14 protein-coding genes and 1 pseudogene are annotated in these 15321 nt (G+C 63.9%); 5 read left to right on the forward strand and 10 right to left on the reverse strand.

Annotated features, from left to right (window positions below):
• Positions 1–76: 76 nt before the first annotated feature.
• From CIT37_RS01585 to CIT37_RS01615, 7 genes are all read right to left on the reverse strand, one after another.
• The gene (locus CIT37_RS01585; RefSeq protein WP_095424600.1) at positions 77–1324 is read right to left on the reverse strand and encodes a flavin monoamine oxidase family protein; all 1248 of its coding nucleotides are present in this window, start codon (positions 1322–1324) and stop codon (positions 77–79) included.
• 156 nt (positions 1325–1480) lie between these two features.
• Positions 1481–3307 (reverse strand): translational GTPase TypA, encoded by a 1827-nt coding sequence (typA, locus tag CIT37_RS01590; protein ID WP_038950936.1) that lies wholly within the window; start codon positions 3305–3307, stop codon positions 1481–1483.
• A 237-nt stretch (positions 3308–3544) separates the two neighbouring features.
• Positions 3545–3826, reverse strand: a complete 282-nt coding sequence (locus tag CIT37_RS01595) for a hypothetical protein (RefSeq protein ID WP_095424601.1) — start codon at positions 3824–3826, stop codon at positions 3545–3547.
• Positions 3823–4050, reverse strand: a complete 228-nt coding sequence (locus CIT37_RS01600) for a DUF308 domain-containing protein (protein ID WP_038950938.1) — start codon at positions 4048–4050, stop codon at positions 3823–3825. Before CIT37_RS01600 ends, CIT37_RS01595 begins: the two co-directional genes overlap by 4 nt.
• Positions 4047–5492: a radical SAM protein gene (locus CIT37_RS01605; RefSeq protein WP_095424602.1), complete on the reverse strand. Its 1446-nt coding sequence runs from the start codon at positions 5490–5492 to the stop codon at positions 4047–4049. The genes CIT37_RS01600 and CIT37_RS01605 overlap by 4 nt, the downstream gene beginning before the upstream one ends.
• A complete protein-coding gene (locus CIT37_RS01610) occupies positions 5473–6189 on the reverse strand; it encodes a prolipoprotein diacylglyceryl transferase family protein (RefSeq protein WP_038950940.1) in 717 nt (238 codons plus the stop codon). Before CIT37_RS01610 ends, CIT37_RS01605 begins: the two co-directional genes overlap by 20 nt.
• Before the next feature lie 81 nt (positions 6190–6270).
• Entirely contained in the window at positions 6271–7035 is a 765-nt protein-coding gene (locus tag CIT37_RS01615; protein WP_095424603.1) for a Crp/Fnr family transcriptional regulator, read from the reverse strand.
• Between the two features lie 361 nt (positions 7036–7396).
• On the opposite strand from CIT37_RS01615, the gene CIT37_RS01620 reads away from it, so the two are divergent.
• The 3 genes and pseudogenes from CIT37_RS01620 (at position 7397) to CIT37_RS01630 (ending at position 9832) form a co-directional block, all read left to right on the forward strand.
• A complete protein-coding gene (locus CIT37_RS01620; RefSeq protein ID WP_223153759.1) occupies positions 7397–7651 on the forward strand; it encodes a ribbon-helix-helix protein, CopG family in 255 nt (84 codons plus the stop codon).
• Between the two features lie 140 nt (positions 7652–7791).
• Positions 7792–8859 (forward strand): annotated as a pseudogene (locus tag CIT37_RS01625) (recombinase family protein); the annotation flags it as partial.
• A gap of 589 nt (positions 8860–9448) precedes the next feature.
• Complete coding sequence (locus CIT37_RS01630; protein WP_028139293.1) at positions 9449–9832, forward strand: response regulator; 384 nt, start codon at positions 9449–9451, stop codon at positions 9830–9832.
• A gap of 3 nt (positions 9833–9835) precedes the next feature.
• On the opposite strand, the gene CIT37_RS01635 is transcribed toward CIT37_RS01630, so the two are convergent.
• The gene (locus CIT37_RS01635) at positions 9836–11377 is read right to left on the reverse strand and encodes an alkaline phosphatase D family protein (protein WP_161966308.1); all 1542 of its coding nucleotides are present in this window, start codon (positions 11375–11377) and stop codon (positions 9836–9838) included.
• A gap of 174 nt (positions 11378–11551) precedes the next feature.
• Positions 11552–12997 carry a TAXI family TRAP transporter solute-binding subunit gene (locus tag CIT37_RS01640; RefSeq protein ID WP_095424334.1) on the reverse strand — a complete coding sequence of 482 codons (1446 nt, stop codon included), beginning with the start codon at positions 12995–12997 and terminating at the stop codon, positions 11552–11554.
• 153 nt (positions 12998–13150) lie between these two features.
• Here CIT37_RS01640 and CIT37_RS01645 point away from each other — a divergent pair, with 153 nt between their 5' ends.
• Positions 13151–13441: a 4a-hydroxytetrahydrobiopterin dehydratase gene (locus CIT37_RS01645; RefSeq protein WP_028139290.1), complete on the forward strand. Its 291-nt coding sequence runs from the start codon at positions 13151–13153 to the stop codon at positions 13439–13441.
• Between the two features lie 98 nt (positions 13442–13539).
• On the forward strand, positions 13540–13929 hold the full coding sequence (locus CIT37_RS01650; RefSeq protein WP_028139289.1) for a YkvA family protein: 390 nt from the start codon (positions 13540–13542) through the stop codon (positions 13927–13929).
• A gap of 225 nt (positions 13930–14154) precedes the next feature.
• On the opposite strand, the gene CIT37_RS01655 is transcribed toward CIT37_RS01650, so the two are convergent.
• Positions 14155–15315: a TAXI family TRAP transporter solute-binding subunit gene (locus CIT37_RS01655; RefSeq protein ID WP_038950943.1), complete on the reverse strand. Its 1161-nt coding sequence runs from the start codon at positions 15313–15315 to the stop codon at positions 14155–14157.
• Positions 15316–15321 lie beyond the last annotated feature (6 nt).

Genomic DNA, 15321 nt, shown 5'->3' on the forward strand with positions numbered 1-15321 from the left:
GTACGCGCACCACGCGTGACTGAAAGATCACGCGGTATGGGTCCCGGCGTTCGCCGGGACGACATTGGTGGGGAGGTTAGCGCTTCCCGATTGCCGCCAGCACTTCCGTCGCCGCCCGTTCCCCGCTGTCCCGCGCCCCATGCGCAGTCGTGAAGAAGGTTGGCGACGTCGCCTCGCCCGCAAAAAATAGCCGGCCATCGACCGGCGCGGCCAGCACGGCGCGATCCCCGGCGTGGCCGGGCAGCGCGTGCGAATAGGAGCCTCGCGCGAACGGATCATGTGCCCAGCGCGACTCCGCGAGCGGCTTCAGCTTGCGGCGGATGTCATTGCCGAGAAAGCCGGCGATTTCGTCGATGCTGTGCGCGGCGATGGCGCCGTCGCCGGAATCTTCCAGCGCGCGGGCGAAGCTGCCGCCGAAGAAGCCTTCGATGCAGGGCTGGCCGAACGGGCGGATGTGGTAGGTGCCCATCGCGGTGCGCATGGTGGCGCCGCGCAAGTTTGCTTCCTTGGGAAAGGCTTCGGCGTCGTCGAGCGCGAGCGTCACCTTGTCGTCGACGCCGAGCGGGAGGCCGGCCGCTGCGTCGACCTTGGACGGTAACGGCGGCGAAAAGCGGATCGTCTCATCGGCGATCAGGTTGGTCGGCACGGTGATGATCACCATGTCCGCGGTCAGCGTGCCCTGCGAAGTCTCGAGTCGGATGCGTCGGCCGGAATGATCGATCAGCGCGACGTTGCAGTTCAGCGCCACCGGGCAGGGCGCGCCATAGGCCGCAACAAGCGCGCCATAGCCGCGGCGGACGCGCCAGTTGAGACCAGAATCCTCATAGGCGTCCCAGTCCAGCGTCGACATGTCCTTGAGTTCGCAGCCGTTGATATAGGTCGAGATCGCATCGATCATGGGATTCCAGCGATTGCCCGCCTCGAGGCTCCGGCTCGCAGGCTCATCCTTGCCCTTCTGCGCTGCTTCCCAGAGGCGCTCATAGAACGCGTCCATCGCGCCCATGAAATCGTCGCGCTCGCCTTGCGGAAACGCGTTGCCATAGGCGCGCTCGCGCCAGGGCGGCAGGTCCTTGTTGAGCTCGAAACCGAGCTGCTGCGCGATCGAAACGAAGGAGTTCTTGTCCGCCGAGTGCAGCCAGCCGCAGCCGACGTCGAAGGTCACGTCAGGTGAGGCCTGGACGGTCCAGGCGCGGCCGCCGAGCCTGTTCCGTGCCTCCAGCACGATCGCGGAGAGACCGGAGCCCGCCAGCGCGTGTGCAGCGCCGAGGCCGGCGGCACCGGCGCCAACGATCGCGACGTCCACGGAGGAGGGGAGGGAGGTCATGGGCGGGCTCTAGCACGTTCGCTGGGTGTGCTGAAGCCGGACGGGTAAACGCTTTTGCAGGGTGGGCAAAGGCGCTCTTGCGCCGTGCCCACCATCGTCCATTGGTGGGCACGCTTGCGCTTTGCCCACCCTACGGCACTACGGAGAGCGGTGGCCTTACGCCACCGCTTCCTTGGCCTTCTCCGCGCGCTTGCGCTCGTTCGGGTCGAGATGCTTCTTGCGCAGGCGGATCGACTTCGGGGTGACCTCGACGAGCTCGTCGTCCTCGATATAGGCGAGCGCCTTTTCCAGCGTCATGCGGATCGGCGGGGTCAGGCGCACGGCTTCGTCCTTCGAGGTCGTGCGGATGTTGGTGAGCTGCTTGCCCTTGAGCACGTTGATCTCGAGATCGTTGTCGCGGGTGTGCTCTCCGACGATCATGCCCTTGTAGACCTTCCAGCCGGGCTCGATCATCATCGGGCCGCGGTCTTCCAGCTTGAACATGGCGTAGGCCACCGCGTCGCCCTGGTCGTTTGAGATCAGGACGCCGTTGCGGCGGCCCTGGATCTCGCCCTTGTACGGGGCGTAGCCGTGGAACAGGCGGTTCATGATCGCGGTGCCGCGGGTGTCGGTGAGCAGCTCGCCCTGGTAGCCGATCAACCCACGGGTCGGCGCGTAGAACACCAGGCGCTGACGATTGCCGCCCGAGGGCTTCATCTCGATCAGCTCGGACTTGCGCTCGCTCATCTTCTGCACGACGACGCCGGAATGCTCCTCGTCGACGTCGATCACGACTTCCTCGATCGGCTCCAGGGTGGCGCCGGTGGCTTCGTCCTTCTGGAACACGACGCGCGGGCGCGACACCGAGAGCTCAAAACCCTCGCGGCGCATGGTCTCGATCAGGATCGCGAGCTGCAATTCGCCGCGGCCCGAGACTTCCATCGCGTCCTTGTCGGAGGCTTCGACGACGCGCAGCGCGACGTTGCCTTCGGCCTCGCGGAGCAGACGGTCGCGGATCATGCGGCTCGTCACCTTGTCGCCTTCAGTGCCGGCGAGCGGGGAGTTGTTGACGATGAACGACATCGACACGGTCGGCGGATCGATCGGCTGCGCCGGCAGCGGCACTTCGACGGTCGGATCGCAGAAGGTGTCGGCGACGGTGCCCTTGGTCAGGCCGGCAATGGCGACGATGTCGCCGGCTTCGGCTTCCTCGAGCGGCGTGCGCTCGAGACCGCGGAACGCCAGGATCTTGGTGATGCGCCCGGATTCGACCAGCTTGCCCTCGGCGTTGAGCACCTTGACCTGCTGGTTCGGCTTGAGGATGCCGGACGAGATGCGGCCGGTGATGATGCGGCCGAGATAGGGGTTGGCCTCCAGGATGGTGCCGATCATCCGGAACGGACCTTCCTCGACCTTCGGCGGCGCGACGTGACGCAGGATCAGGTCGAACAGCGGCTCCATGCCCTTGTCCTTCGGACCCTCCGGGCTGTCAGCCATCCAGCCCTGCTTGGCCGACCCGTAGAGGATCGGGAAGTCGAGCTGTTCCTCGCTGGCGTCGAGCGCGGCGAACAGGTCGAACACCTCGTTGATGACTTCGGTCGGGCGCGCGTCGGGGCGGTCGACCTTGTTGATGACGACGATTGGCTTGAGGCCGACCTTGAGCGCCTTGGAGACCACGAACTTGGTCTGCGGCAGCGGGCCTTCAGCGGCGTCCACCAGAACCAGGGCGCCGTCCACCATGTTCAGGATGCGCTCGACCTCGCCGCCGAAATCGGCGTGGCCGGGGGTGTCGACGATGTTGATGCGGGTGTCCTTCCACTGCACCGAGGCCGCCTTGGCCAGGATGGTGATGCCGCGCTCGCGCTCCAGGTCGTTGGAGTCCATGGCGCGATCGGTCACCTTCTGGTTCTCGCGGAACGTGCCGGACTGCTGGAGGAGTTTGTCGACCAGGGTCGTCTTGCCGTGGTCGACGTGAGCGATGATGGCGACGTTACGGAGGTTCATGAGTGAGCTTCTTTGGTTCGAACAATGGGTTAAGCGCGATCTCGCCGGTCGGACCGGGACCTCTTCTCGAAACAACGCTGGAAGACTGGAAACGGGGCGCTTTCCGCCCAAAAAGGAAGCCCGGCCATATCGACCGGGCAGCCTACGCGTTGCGGCGCAATATATGCAAAAACCGCCAAAAAACAATGCGTTCTTTGGGCCTTGGTTGACTGAATTTTGCCCGGGAATTCCCGGGGCTTAGCTGCCGTTCCGGGCCGGCGGGGCCTTTCGCCCCATGATGGCCGCCCAGATCAAGACGACGCCTCCGATGCCGATGACTAGTCCCAAAAACACCAGCGACGCGATGTCGGAGGGGATCTGGCCACCCTCGACCACCGACATTCCGCCGAACAAGAGCGCGCAGAGCCCCGGCAGCAGCATGAAGATGCCGGCGATCGCCATCAGCGCGGTCAGGCAGCCGCTGCGCTGTTGCTGGTTCTGCGGAGGCACTGCCGGTGGGCTGGGGCTGGAATCGCTCATGGTCTCTTTCTCGCTGCCCTGATCAGCATCACGCCGGCAAATGCCACCAGCAGTGCGAGGGCGAGGATGGGGGTAAAGCGGGTGTCGAAGTGGGACGACTGGGTCTGGTCGAAGGCAAAGATCAAAGCGCAGATGCCGGGCAGCAGCAGGATAACCCCAAACATCACCATGAGCGCGGTGACGCATCCGCTTCGCGACGGTGGAAGTGGAGGCGTCTCGCTCAACGAGGCATCTCCTCGCGCTGCGTAGCTTCCCGATAAGTGTCGCCGCGCAGCGCCGCGCGAATGCCGTCGATCTTTCCGTTCCGGTAGAACAGATTGTAGGTGTCGAACGGAATGATCGCGCCTTGCTCTGTCACGAAATGGATGCAGCTTCGCTTGACGTTGCCGACGCAGAAATTGAAGCGATCGAGAAACTGCACGATGGTGACGCGGAACACGTTCTCGTAAGAGAGCCCTTCCGGCACCTGAAAGCTCGGCAGGCAGCAAAGCAATTCGCAGACACGCTCGCTCGTGTTCTGCGGCCCCGATGACAGTGAGAACAGATCGACGAATTTCTCCCGCAGCACCGGATATTTCTCCGGGCTGATGGTGTTGGGCATCACGGCGACAAGCTGCTCCTGCGGAATCAGCGAGGTCAGGGGCAGCACCCTCTCGCCATTGCGCAGGCCATAGCCGATCGAGATGCTTTCGGGATTGCAGGGCAGCGGGATCATGTCCTTGTCACCGAACACGCCGGTCTCGATCACGCGCTTGCGGATCTCCGACAGCATGATGCGGTCGGTATTTTTGTCGAAATTCTCGTTGCGGCCGGCGTCCTGCACCGGCTGCAGCGTGACGCCGCGCACGCATGTCCAGGTGAGCGCGTGGCGGACGATGTCGCCGATCTCGGCATCGTTGACGCCGCGCTTGATGGTCGCGACCAGCGTGGTCGACACGCCGTAGTGCTCGAGATTTTCCAGCGCCTGCTGGCGGATTTTTCGCAAATCCGCGCCGCGCAAGTCGATCAGCGCGTCGCGCTGCAGCGAATCGAACTGGAGATAGACCTCCAGCCCGCGCCTGTTCTCGGCGAGCCGCGCCACGAAATCCTTTTCGCGGGCGATGCGCAGGCCGTTGGTGTTGATCATGACGTGCCGGATCGGGCGGGCGCGCACCGCGTCCAGGATCTCGAAGAAATCAGGATGCAGCGTCGGTTCGCCGCCGGAGATCTGCACGAGATCGGGCTCGCCCTCGCTTGCGACTAGCGCGTCCAGCATCTTCTCGACTGTCGCGAGCGGGGTGAATTTCGTTCGTGCCGGCGAGGATTCCGCAAAGCAGACCGGGCAGGTTAGGTTGCAGTGCTCGGTGATCTCGATCAGCGCCAGGCAGGAATGCTGCTCGTGGTCGGAACAGAGACCGCAATCATAGGGACATCCGAATTCGGTGCGCTGCTGGAATTGCAGCGGTCGGTCACCTGGCTTGATGAAATCCTTGCACAGGCGCCAATAGGCGGCATCCGTCGACACCAGCGTCGACTGGACGCCGTGCTCCCTGCAGCGCTTTTCGTACCAGACCTCGTTGTCCAGGATCTGGATCTTGGTCGGCACCAGCTTCAGGCAGGTCTCGCAAAGAGATTGGGTCTGGCCCCAGAAAATATAGGGACGCGACTTACGCAACGGCGCGTTCATGCATGGGTCTCGCTTTGGGCGCCGTCGCCAGCATGACGCCGGCGTAGAGCAAAATGGACAGCGACAGCAGGTGAAACAGGGTGAAGGGGCCGATCAGCGTGCCGTAGGGCTTGAGGAATTCCCACGCGAAGCGTTGCGCTCCATAATAGGCAAGAACCAGGTAGAAACCATTGGTGATCACAAAGGCGTTCCGGTTCACGACGGCGAGCACATAGAGCAGCGCGAATACGGCCATGGCCGCGCTCTCATAGAGCTGCACGGGATGGCGCAGCATGCCGTCGCCGAAATCATGGGCCCATGGCAGCGCCGTCGGCGTGCCATAAGTGAAGTCGTCGAGGCCTGCGAAATAGCAGCCGAGCCGGCCGATCGCGATGCCGAGCGCCAGCGGCAGCGCAAAACGGGCACCGGTCCGCGCGGCGATCCCCGCGGACCATTTGTAGAGCTCGATCGCCACGATGCCGCCGGCAATCGCGCCCTCCACCGAGCGCGCAATGCCGCTCTCGCCCGACAGCCACAGATTGGCGGAGCCGAACAGGTAGGCCCCGAGGCCCGCGCCGAACACCAGCGCGGCGATATAGGGCAGCTCAAAGGATTGCGCCGGAAACTGCAGGCGCTGCCGCGACAGCCAGTAGACGGCCGCCGCCGCCGCCAGCCACGCCAAGACGTCGAAGATGGTGTGTAGGAAAGCCCCGCTCATGCGGGGGATATTAGCCCAGGTTCCGGCCGTGCGGGATAGTGCGCCTGCTCGTTCTCCACGCCGGGGAAGCGAGGCGGATCGCTAGCTGGCCTCCCGCTCCTCGGTCGGATAGACGCCGCGCAGCACCTCCTCGAAGTGCATTTTCACCGCGTCGTTGCACAGGCAGGCGCGAAGCCTCAGGCCGTCGCGGTTGCGAACCAGGATCGATCCGCGCCTCGTGTCGAGAATCCGTTCCGCCTTGAACGATTGAAGCACGCGGCTGGCATAGCTGCGACCAACGCCCAACAGCGTCGCAAGCTGTTCGTGGGTCAGCGGCACGCTATCCTCGTCGCCGGTGCGCTCCATCGCCGCCAAGATCCATTTGGCGGTCCGCTGTTCGATCGAATGGATCGCATTGCAGGCGGTCGACTGGAAGATCTGCGCCAGCATGCAATCGGCGTAGCGGGCAAAGATGTTGCGCAGCGACGCCGAGCGCAGCTTGGCCGCTTCCAGCTTGGCGACATGAATGCGCGCAAACGGGCCGCCGAATTTCACGCAGATCCGGGTATAGGCCGGCAGGAATCCTTCGCTGACGATGCCGCCCACCGCGCCTTCGCGACCGACCAGGATGGTCTCGACGTCTCGGCCATCCTCGTTGGGCACGAGAAAGGTCGCGAGCGCGGGTCCGCAGGGGAAGTGGACGACCTGGACATCGTCACCGGGGCTGTAGAGCAGCTGGCTGGCGGCGGAGTTTTCGACGGTCACGTGCGGTGCGAGCAGGGCGTAGTCTGCCTGGTTCAAACGCCGCAACAAATTGTTGGCCGGACGGCTCTCGACCTCGGTCATCTTGCTGATACGCGCATCCATCGTGAACTCCCATCCTCCTCCCACCTTAACGAGTTCCGTGCATTCCCTGTGTGCACAAGTGGACAGACTGGAGAACGACAATGTGGTGGGTTTCGTTCCGGGAACCTCTCCGATGCGCTGTGCGCAGGCATCGTGTCGCGGCAGTCCTGATCCGACCCCCACACACAAGATGCGATCAGGGCTCCCTGAACGCAAAAGATAACTTCCGCTTTGAACGCGTCATCGTCGGCTGGCGTGATAGAGCCGTTGTTGATTTGAGACGCAAAAGGTAATACCGTTATGTCATATGATTCGATCGACGCAAGCGCAGAAAGCCGAGCGGCTGAGGGCGGCGCGACGCTTGCTCGCGAAGAAAATCGGCATGGCGGAGGCGGCCTTGGTGCTGTCGCGCGAAAGCGGCTTGTCGCTGCGGCAGGCCTATCGCTATCTCGAAGTGGCCAAAAGCAGGGAGCGGCTCCTTCCCGCGCCGCAGCCATCAGTGACGCTCTCCCTGAAGATGCCGGCCGATCTTGCCCAAAAACTCCAGACGCATGCGACGGCTTCCAGGCTTTCGGCAAGCGAGGTGATGCGCCGAGCGGTGGCCGCTTATCTCGCGTCTGTCCGCGAAGATGGCTGAGCGGCGAAAAAAACGCGACGTTCGACTCGAATTTGCGTTCGATCGCCTCGTCGCCGTCAAACTTGAACAGGTTTACGAAATTCTCGTTCCAGATCAGGTGCGCTTCGCGCGCGCTGGCGCCGATGTGACGGGAGGCGAAGATGAAGACCGCCGCGATTTACGCCAGAGTGTCGTCGGACAAACAGAAGGAGGAGAACACGATCGCCAGTCAGACGAGCGCGCTGATCGCTTTCGCGCGCGAGCAGAACTGCGACGTGCCGGCGGAATGGGTGATCGAAGACGACGGCTATAGCGGCGCGAGCTTGTTGCGCCCCGGACTTGAACGACTGCGCGACCTCGCCGCAGAAGGGCGGATCCAAGCCGTGCTCGTCTACGCTCCCGATCGGCTGAGCCGGCGCTATGCGCATCAAATCCTTCTTATCGAAGAGTTCGCGCGCGCCGGCGTCGAAGTCTTGTTCATTCGCTCGAGACGGGCAGCGACGCCGGAAGACGAGCTGCTGCTGCAGTTTCAGGGCATGATCGCCGAATATGAACGCGCGCAAATCCTGGAACGGTCGCGGCGAGGGAAGCGCCATCGCGCCCTTCAAGGCCAAGTGAGCGTGCTTTCCGGCGCTCCGTTTGGCTATCGCTACAAGCGCAAGACCGATCACTCTGCCGCCTATTATGAGATCGACGAGCGACAGGCCGGTATCGTGCGCTGGGTCTACGAGCTTTACACCGCAAAAAGCCACAGCATCGGCGCCATCACGCGCCTGCTCAATGAGCGCCAGATTCCGACAGCCAAAGAAACAGGCCGCTGGGAGCGCTCGACGGTCTGGGCGATGCTGCGCAATCCCGCGTATAAAGGAACGGCCTGCTTTGGCAAGACGCGGATCGCGCCGCGCATGCGTGTGACGCGGCCGTTGCGATTGCGCGGCGGCGTCGCTCCTCGCAATAGCGCAAATCATGAGCTTCCTCGCACAGAGTGGATCGAAATCCCTGTGCCGACCATCATCAGCGAAGAGACCTTCGCATTGGCGAACGAGCTTTTGGAAGCCAACAAGAAGCATGCCCCGCGACGCACGATCACGCCGAGCGCCCTGCAAGGATTGTTGAGCTGCGCCAAATGCGGCTATGGGCTCTATCGCACCTCGACCAGGTCGAGCGCTCGAACCATCCATTACTACCGCTGCTTGGGCTCGGATGGCTGGCGCCGGCTCGGCGGGCCGGTCTGCGACAGTCGCCCGACGCGCCAGGATTTGCTGGACGAGGTGGTATGGAAAGAGATCGCGCGTTTACTTGAAGACCGACAGCTCATCGAAGACGAACTTGAGCGCCGGCTCAAGGCGGCGCGCAACTCCGATCCCACACAGCGCCGGGAGGAAACGCTTCGCCGCGATCTTGCGCGTTCCCGGAAAAGCATCGAGCGTCTCCTCACGGCCTATCAAGAGAGCCTTCTCTCACTTGAAGAGCTGCGCAGTCGCATGCCCGATTTGCGTAGCCGCGAACAGGCTTGCTTGTCGGCGCTGCAGGCGATCGAAGACCAATCGCAGGAGCAGGAGGTTTGTCTGCGTCTCGCTGAATCCGTGACTAGCTTCCTCGAGCGCCTCCGCTCGTCCGTCGGCGCGCTCGATATAATCGAACGCCAACGCGTGCTGCGCCTTCTCGTGAAGGAAGTCCTCGTTGGCGACGACAAGATCGTCATCCGCCACTCCATCCCCCTCCCACCCACCCCTCCCGGTGGAAAGGCGCCCGGCGCCGCCAATAGCTCCGTGACCGCTCCCCCACCGCAAAGTTATCTTTTGCGTTCAGGGAACCATGACACCCGCACTTTCCAATGGCTCAAGCTGGCCGGCCGATGTTCTGATCGTCGAAGACGACCCGATCATCGCGATCGATTTCGAGGACCGTCTGCTCGGGTTTGGGGTGACGGGCGTGCGGACCGTCGGCTCGGTGACGCAGGCGCTCGGCGCCATCGCCAAGCGTGCGCCCGACTTCGCGCTGCTCGACGTCGAGTTGATCCGCGAGACGAGCTTTGCGGTCGCCGCGCGGCTGGCCGCGCTGAAGATACCGTTCGTCTTCGTCACCGGCTATGGCGCCGAGGCGCGCATTCCGCCTGAATTCTCCGGCCAGCCGCGGTTGCAGAAGCCGTGCTCGAGCGACGCGCTGGAGGCGGCGCTGAAGGTGCGCGCCCTCGATTAGCGATCAGGCCTGCTTCGGATCGAGCGTGGTCGACCATAGCGCGACGTCGGCGCGGTCGCGCAAGGTCACCGTCATTTGGCCCGAGGCGCCGTCGATCTTGACGTGACCGAAGAATTGCATGCCGGCGGACGGCGGCAGGTTCTGGCTGTCCTTGCCCGGCGCCTTGACGAAGCGCACCTCGGGCCCAAACGTGTTGTCGAGCGCGTTCGGACCGAACGTGCCGGCATGCAGCGGACCCGACACGAATTCCCAGAACGGCTCGAACTCCTGGAATTGTGCCTTGTTCGGATCGTAATAATGCGCGGCAGCGTAGTGCACGTCCGCCGTCAACCACACCGTGTTGCTGATCGGCGCCATTTTGATGAAACGCAGCATGTCGGCAATCTCGAGCTCGCGGCCGCGCACCGGGCCGTCACCCTGCGCGACCGCTTCCGAGCCGCCCTTCGGCGTGTCCGACACGACGAGGCTGAGCGGCATGTCGGAGGCGATCACCTTCCAGGTCGCGCGCGAATTGAGCAGGCCGCGCTTGAGCCAAGCGATCTGGTCCGGGCCGAGGAAGTAGCTGGCGGGGCCGTAAGCGGTGTCCAGATTGGCGCCGTTCGGGCCGCGATAGCTGCGCTCGTCGAGCACGAACACGTCGAGATGCGGGCCGTAGGAGATCTGGCGATAGACCCGGCCCGGCTCAACGATGCTCTCGCGCATCGGATACATCTCGTGGAAGGCGCGGCCCGCGCGGGCGGCGAGCAAGGCGATGTCGCGCTCCTTGTAGGCGGCCGGCAATTCCTTCGACAGCGACCAGTTGTTGGTCACTTCGTGGTCGTCCCATTGCACGAAGATCGGCACCTCGGCATTGAAGGCGCGGAGGTTTTCGTCGGTGAGATTGTATTTGTGCGCGGCGCGGTACTCGTCCAGCGTCTCGGCGACCTTGGCCTTCTCGGGGATGGTGACGTTCTTCCAGATCTTGCCGTCGGCGAGCTTCACCTCGGATTGAATCGGGCCGTCCGCGTAGATGGTGTCGCCCGAGTGCAGGAAGAAATCCGGACGGTGCTTGCGCATCGCCGAGAAGGTGAACATGCCGCCGTCGTCGGGATTGATGCCCCAGCCCTGGCCGGCGACGTCTCCGCCCCAGACGAAGCTGACGTCGCGGCGGTCGGCCGGCGCGGTGCGGAAGCGGCCGACCACCGGCTCGCCCTCGATCGCGCTGTGGGAGAGATCGCGGAAGCGGACGCGGTAAAAGATGTCCTGGCTAGCAGGCAGGTTCTCGATCAGCATCTTCGCGGTGAAGTCGCTCTCGGGGAGCGCTGCGATCGGCGGTAGCGCGCGGGCATCCCTGAATGACTCCGTCGTCGCCACCTCGACCAGCATCTGCGCGGGCCGATCGGTGCGCGCCCACACCACGCCGCCGTCGACAGTGACGTCGCCCGACTGCACGCCATGAGTGACCATCGGCCGATCGGCCGCGCGCGAGAGATAGGGCATCGCCATCGTGCCGAGCGCACCGGCGCCGGTGGCAAGGAAGCGGCGGCGGGAGAATTTGATGTTCATGGGACGGGTCCGCTGGCTACTGTCTTGCGCTGTCATTCCGGAGCGCGCGAAGCGCGAATCCGGAATCTCGAGAATCCCCGGTACGCAATTGCGTGCCTGGTCCTTCGGACCATCCCGGAATGACCGTGGGAGCTATATTGAGACAATGTGACGCAGCGATAACGCGCGCAAGCGTTACGCGTTGCCGGCGGCCCTGAACTGGGCGCCGGCGCGCTGCAGGTTCTGCGGCAGGCTGAACAGCACCGCCTTGCGGTCGGCGACGGCGGCGTGGAACTGATCCAGCGCGATGTTGAAGGCGGTGAGCGCGGCTTCCTCGATCGCGCCGTGATCGAAGCAGCGCAGCGTGTCGCGCAGGATCTCGTCAGCCTCGGTCTGCATCTGGTCGAGCTCTTCGGTCGTCTCGCATCTGCGTGCGGCGGCGATCATGTCGAGCAGCCGTTCGCGCTGATGGTTGTTGTTGTCGCGCTCGTCCTTCTTCAGATAGCCGGCGAACCAGGCGCCGATCGAGCCCATGGCGGACAACGCCATCAGGCTCCACCAGATGTAATCGCTGTATTTGTCGAGGAAGGTCTTTTCCTCGCCATCGACGAAGGCGGCAGCGCCCGGATGCACCGGGATCACCGCATCCTTGTCGGTGTCGGGCGTTTCGATCTTCGCCGCCAGCGGGAATTCCGTCACCAGTTGCTGGCGCACGGCGAAGAGCTGGCGCGTGAACGCTGCGATGGTGGTTTCGGACACGCCTTTGCGCGCCACGACGTGGTGCGAGAAGCTGATGGTCTTGACCTCGTCATCCGGGCGGGCGGGCGAGCCGCCATAGGTGCCGGCGGGAATCTCGGACGCTTCGTAGACCGGGTGGTTCTGCGCGATCGCATCCGCGGACTCGATCGCGAGGAAGCTGGGCGCGCCGAAATCCTTGGTGGAGGCGGCGATCGCATCTGCCGTGATTTTGCTGTTGACCGGGCCGGCCGCGAGATAGGCGTCGGCCTTCTGGGCCTTGATCGCTTCGGCGACCTCGTTGGCCGGGAATTGCACGATCTCGACCTTGGCGGGATCGACGTTGTATTGCTGGAGGATCACCTTGAGCAGATTGACGTTGGCCTGGGTGCGGCCGACCACGCCGACGCGATGGCCGGCGAGCTGCGAGATCTTGGTAATCTTCGCGCCCCGCTTCTTGCCTTTGCCCGGTACGGACCACAGCACCACGACGTTCTTGCGCAGGGTCGCGACCGCTTGCGCGTTCTTGGGCACGTCGAGGTCGCCGCGCACGATGGCGAGATCGACCTTGCCTTCCGCAAGCGCATTGGCGCTGGCGGTGGCGCCGTCGGTCTGGATCGGTCGCAGCCGCACCTGGCCCTTGCTCTGCGTGAAGGCCTGCGTCAGCGCCTGCACGACCTTGACGTCGTCGCTGTTGGCGGGACCGACCGCGATCTTCAACGTCACGGGCCGCATGGCGAAGTAGTAGCCGCCGACGAGTGCGCCGATGATGGCAAGCACGAGCGCAAGAGACACGAGCGCGGTCTTCCGCGCCGCGGATCGCGGCGAAGGCGGAGAGGGCGTTTCGGCCAGGTCCAATCCCCCGGTCATCGATCTCCCAAACAGGCGCTTCAGGCTCAGTTTCATCTTGGCCGGCGATTTACGCCCGTAATTGTAGCAAATTTCTTGTCCGGCGGGGTTACATCTCCGTCATGGTTAGCGGATGGCGGAAATCCCGTATGAACCCGGGCGTCAGCGGGGTGTTAGGGTAAAGTTCCCCTGAAGGACGGAGATATGACCATGGCAGAACGGCTCTCGGCGGAGGCGCGCAGGCAGGCGCTGGGCGGACTACCCGGTTGGGGCGAGGTTCAGGGCCGGGATGCCATCGGTAAAAGCTTTATCTTCAAGGATTTCAACGAGGCGTTCGGCTTCATGACCCGCGCCGCGCTGGCCGCCGAGAAGATGGATCACCACCCCGAATGGCGCAACGTCTACAAGACGGTGGAGGTGGTTCTGTCGACCCACGACGCCGGCGGCGTCACGGCGCTCGACATCGCGCTGGCCAAGACGATGAACGCGATCGCAGGCTGAGACCGGCCGACGTCTTGCAGTGATCGGCCACATCCCCATCTTGTGATCAGTCGGGATGCGGCGGTCCGCCGCCCGGGCTGAACGGGAGTTTGTCGAACATGGCTGCCGAACACAGCGTCGGTTTCGAGCCGGCCGATCGGCTCGCGGAAGATCGCGAGAGCGTGCGCCGCCGCTTCTGGCGCAAGCTGAAGCGTGTCGCCGCGCAGCTGCCGTTCGCGGAAGACCTGCTTGCTGCTTATTACTGCGCGTTCGACCGGCAGACCCCGCGCCACGTCCAGGCCGCGCTGTTAGGTGCGATCGCCTATTTCATCCTGCCGTTCGATTTCGTCGCCGACGTGATGCCGGTCCTCGGCTTCGCCGACGACGCCGCCGTGCTCGCCACCGCCATCCGCATGGTTTCCGGCCACATCACGAATGAGCATCGCGAAGCCGCGCGCGCTGTGCTGAAGCGCGGGGTGGGTGAGATGGAAGAAGGCGCGGCGCAGTAGGCGCGGTCTGCCAACGCTGTCATTCCCCGCGACCCGGCTACGCCAAGGCTTCGCCGGGGTTGAGGTCCAGGGGCGCCGAAGCTTTAGCGAAGGCGGCAGGCGGGGAATCCAGTACGCCGCGGCTCCTCGGTTCAATCGTGACTGCCTCTGGAAGACTGGATCGCCGCCCCAGCGCGCAAGTGCGTACAAGGCGGGCGATGACAGCGAGCGTGAGGAAGAAGCTCGCTACTTCTTCCCCGCCTCCACCCGCGCCTTCTCCGCGTCCCATGCCTGGAATTGCTTGAACAGCGTTTCCCTGTCCGCGTCGGACACGTTTGCGGCCGTGGGGCTCTGCTTCAGGAACGCCTCGAATCGTTGCCGTGTCACCGGCTCGACGCCGTGCTTGTCGAGCCATTGCTGCGCCACCGGCAATCTGTTCCACCCCGACAGGGGTGCCGCGAGCGAGACCTCCTTCCATTTGGGATGGAAAGGCGCGTTCTGGAGCGCCGGGAATTTCGTGAAGAACGCGTCCACGAACAGCGCGAGCTTGCGATAGCGCTCGGTGTTTGGCGCCCAGCTATAGGCCGCGAGCACCGCCGGCACCGCGATGGTGTCCACGCTCTCGCCCTCCTTGATCAGGTTCGGATAGTCCTTGGTCGTCAGCGTCGCCGGCAGATAGTCGCTCTGGAGCGGCTTTGCATAGTCAACCTTGGCAAGATGGAAGCGGCCGTCATTGTTGAAGGTCGAGACCGATTTGTACGGCTTGCCGCCGACCACGATGACGGCGTCGATCTCGCCGGCCTTCAATTTCTCCATCGCGATGCGCTGCTCGACATAGACGAAGTTCGCCTTGATCCCGAGCCGCTCGAACACCGTGAGCGCGGTGACGAAGGTGCCGCCATTGGGCAGGTCGACGCTGACCTTCTTGCCTTCGAGGTCTTTCAATGTCGCGATCGATTTCGGCGCGATCACCTGCATCTCTTCGTTGTAGAGCTTTGTCACATAGGTGAACTGCTTCTTGATGTCCTTGGCAAAACCCTTGCGCTCGAGATAGTCGAGCGTGTCGGCCCGCACGATGCCGAGATCGACGCCTTGCAGGAACAGGATGTCGGCAACGCTCTGCACCGAGCCGCGGCCGACGATCGGCAGCACGCGGATCTTGTTGCCGTCGTCGAGCACCGAGGCGAGGTCGGCGCCGAACTGCACGTAGGTGCCGCCGATCGTGCCGGTGATCAGCGTGACGGTGTTGGCATTCAGCGCCTGCTTGGTCGAGGTCGAGCCGAACTGGAAGATGGCCTTCAGGCCGTCCGAGACCTTGGCCGGATCATATTCGGTCTGCTCGGCGCCGGCGGTGGAGGCATAGATCGTCATGATGGCGGCAAGTGCCATTCCAAAAGCGTTACGCATGATGTC

It is taken from the genome of Bradyrhizobium ottawaense, assembly GCF_002278135.3.
Lineage (GTDB): Bacteria > Pseudomonadota > Alphaproteobacteria > Rhizobiales > Xanthobacteraceae > Bradyrhizobium > Bradyrhizobium ottawaense.

What these genes read in the sequence shown, in the direction of transcription:
- CIT37_RS01585 (WP_095424600.1), bottom strand. Translation starts at nt 1,324, where the DNA reads ATGACCTCCCTCCCCTCCTCCGTGGACGTCGCGATCGTTGGCGCCGGT.
- CIT37_RS01615 (WP_095424603.1), bottom strand. Translation starts at nt 7,035, where the DNA reads ATGGATGCGCGTATCAGCAAGATGACCGAGGTCGAGAGCCGTCCGGCC.
- CIT37_RS01595 (WP_095424601.1), bottom strand. Translation starts at nt 3,826, where the DNA reads ATGAGCGATTCCAGCCCCAGCCCACCGGCAGTGCCTCCGCAGAACCAG.
- CIT37_RS01630 (WP_028139293.1), top strand. Translation starts at nt 9,449, where the DNA reads ATGACACCCGCACTTTCCAATGGCTCAAGCTGGCCGGCCGATGTTCTG.
- CIT37_RS01650 (WP_028139289.1), top strand. Translation starts at nt 13,540, where the DNA reads ATGGCTGCCGAACACAGCGTCGGTTTCGAGCCGGCCGATCGGCTCGCG.
- CIT37_RS01655 (WP_038950943.1), bottom strand. Translation starts at nt 15,315, where the DNA reads ATGCGTAACGCTTTTGGAATGGCACTTGCCGCCATCATGACGATCTAT.
- CIT37_RS01635 (WP_161966308.1), bottom strand. Translation starts at nt 11,377, where the DNA reads ATGAACATCAAATTCTCCCGCCGCCGCTTCCTTGCCACCGGCGCCGGT.
- CIT37_RS01610 (WP_038950940.1), bottom strand. Translation starts at nt 6,189, where the DNA reads ATGAGCGGGGCTTTCCTACACACCATCTTCGACGTCTTGGCGTGGCTG.
- CIT37_RS01605 (WP_095424602.1), bottom strand. Translation starts at nt 5,492, where the DNA reads ATGAACGCGCCGTTGCGTAAGTCGCGTCCCTATATTTTCTGGGGCCAG.
- CIT37_RS01645 (WP_028139290.1), top strand. Translation starts at nt 13,151, where the DNA reads ATGGCAGAACGGCTCTCGGCGGAGGCGCGCAGGCAGGCGCTGGGCGGA.
- CIT37_RS01620 (WP_223153759.1), top strand. Translation starts at nt 7,397, where the DNA reads ATGGCGGAGGCGGCCTTGGTGCTGTCGCGCGAAAGCGGCTTGTCGCTG.
- typA (WP_038950936.1), bottom strand. Translation starts at nt 3,307, where the DNA reads ATGAACCTCCGTAACGTCGCCATCATCGCTCACGTCGACCACGGCAAG.
- CIT37_RS01640 (WP_095424334.1), bottom strand. Translation starts at nt 12,997, where the DNA reads ATGAAACTGAGCCTGAAGCGCCTGTTTGGGAGATCGATGACCGGGGGA.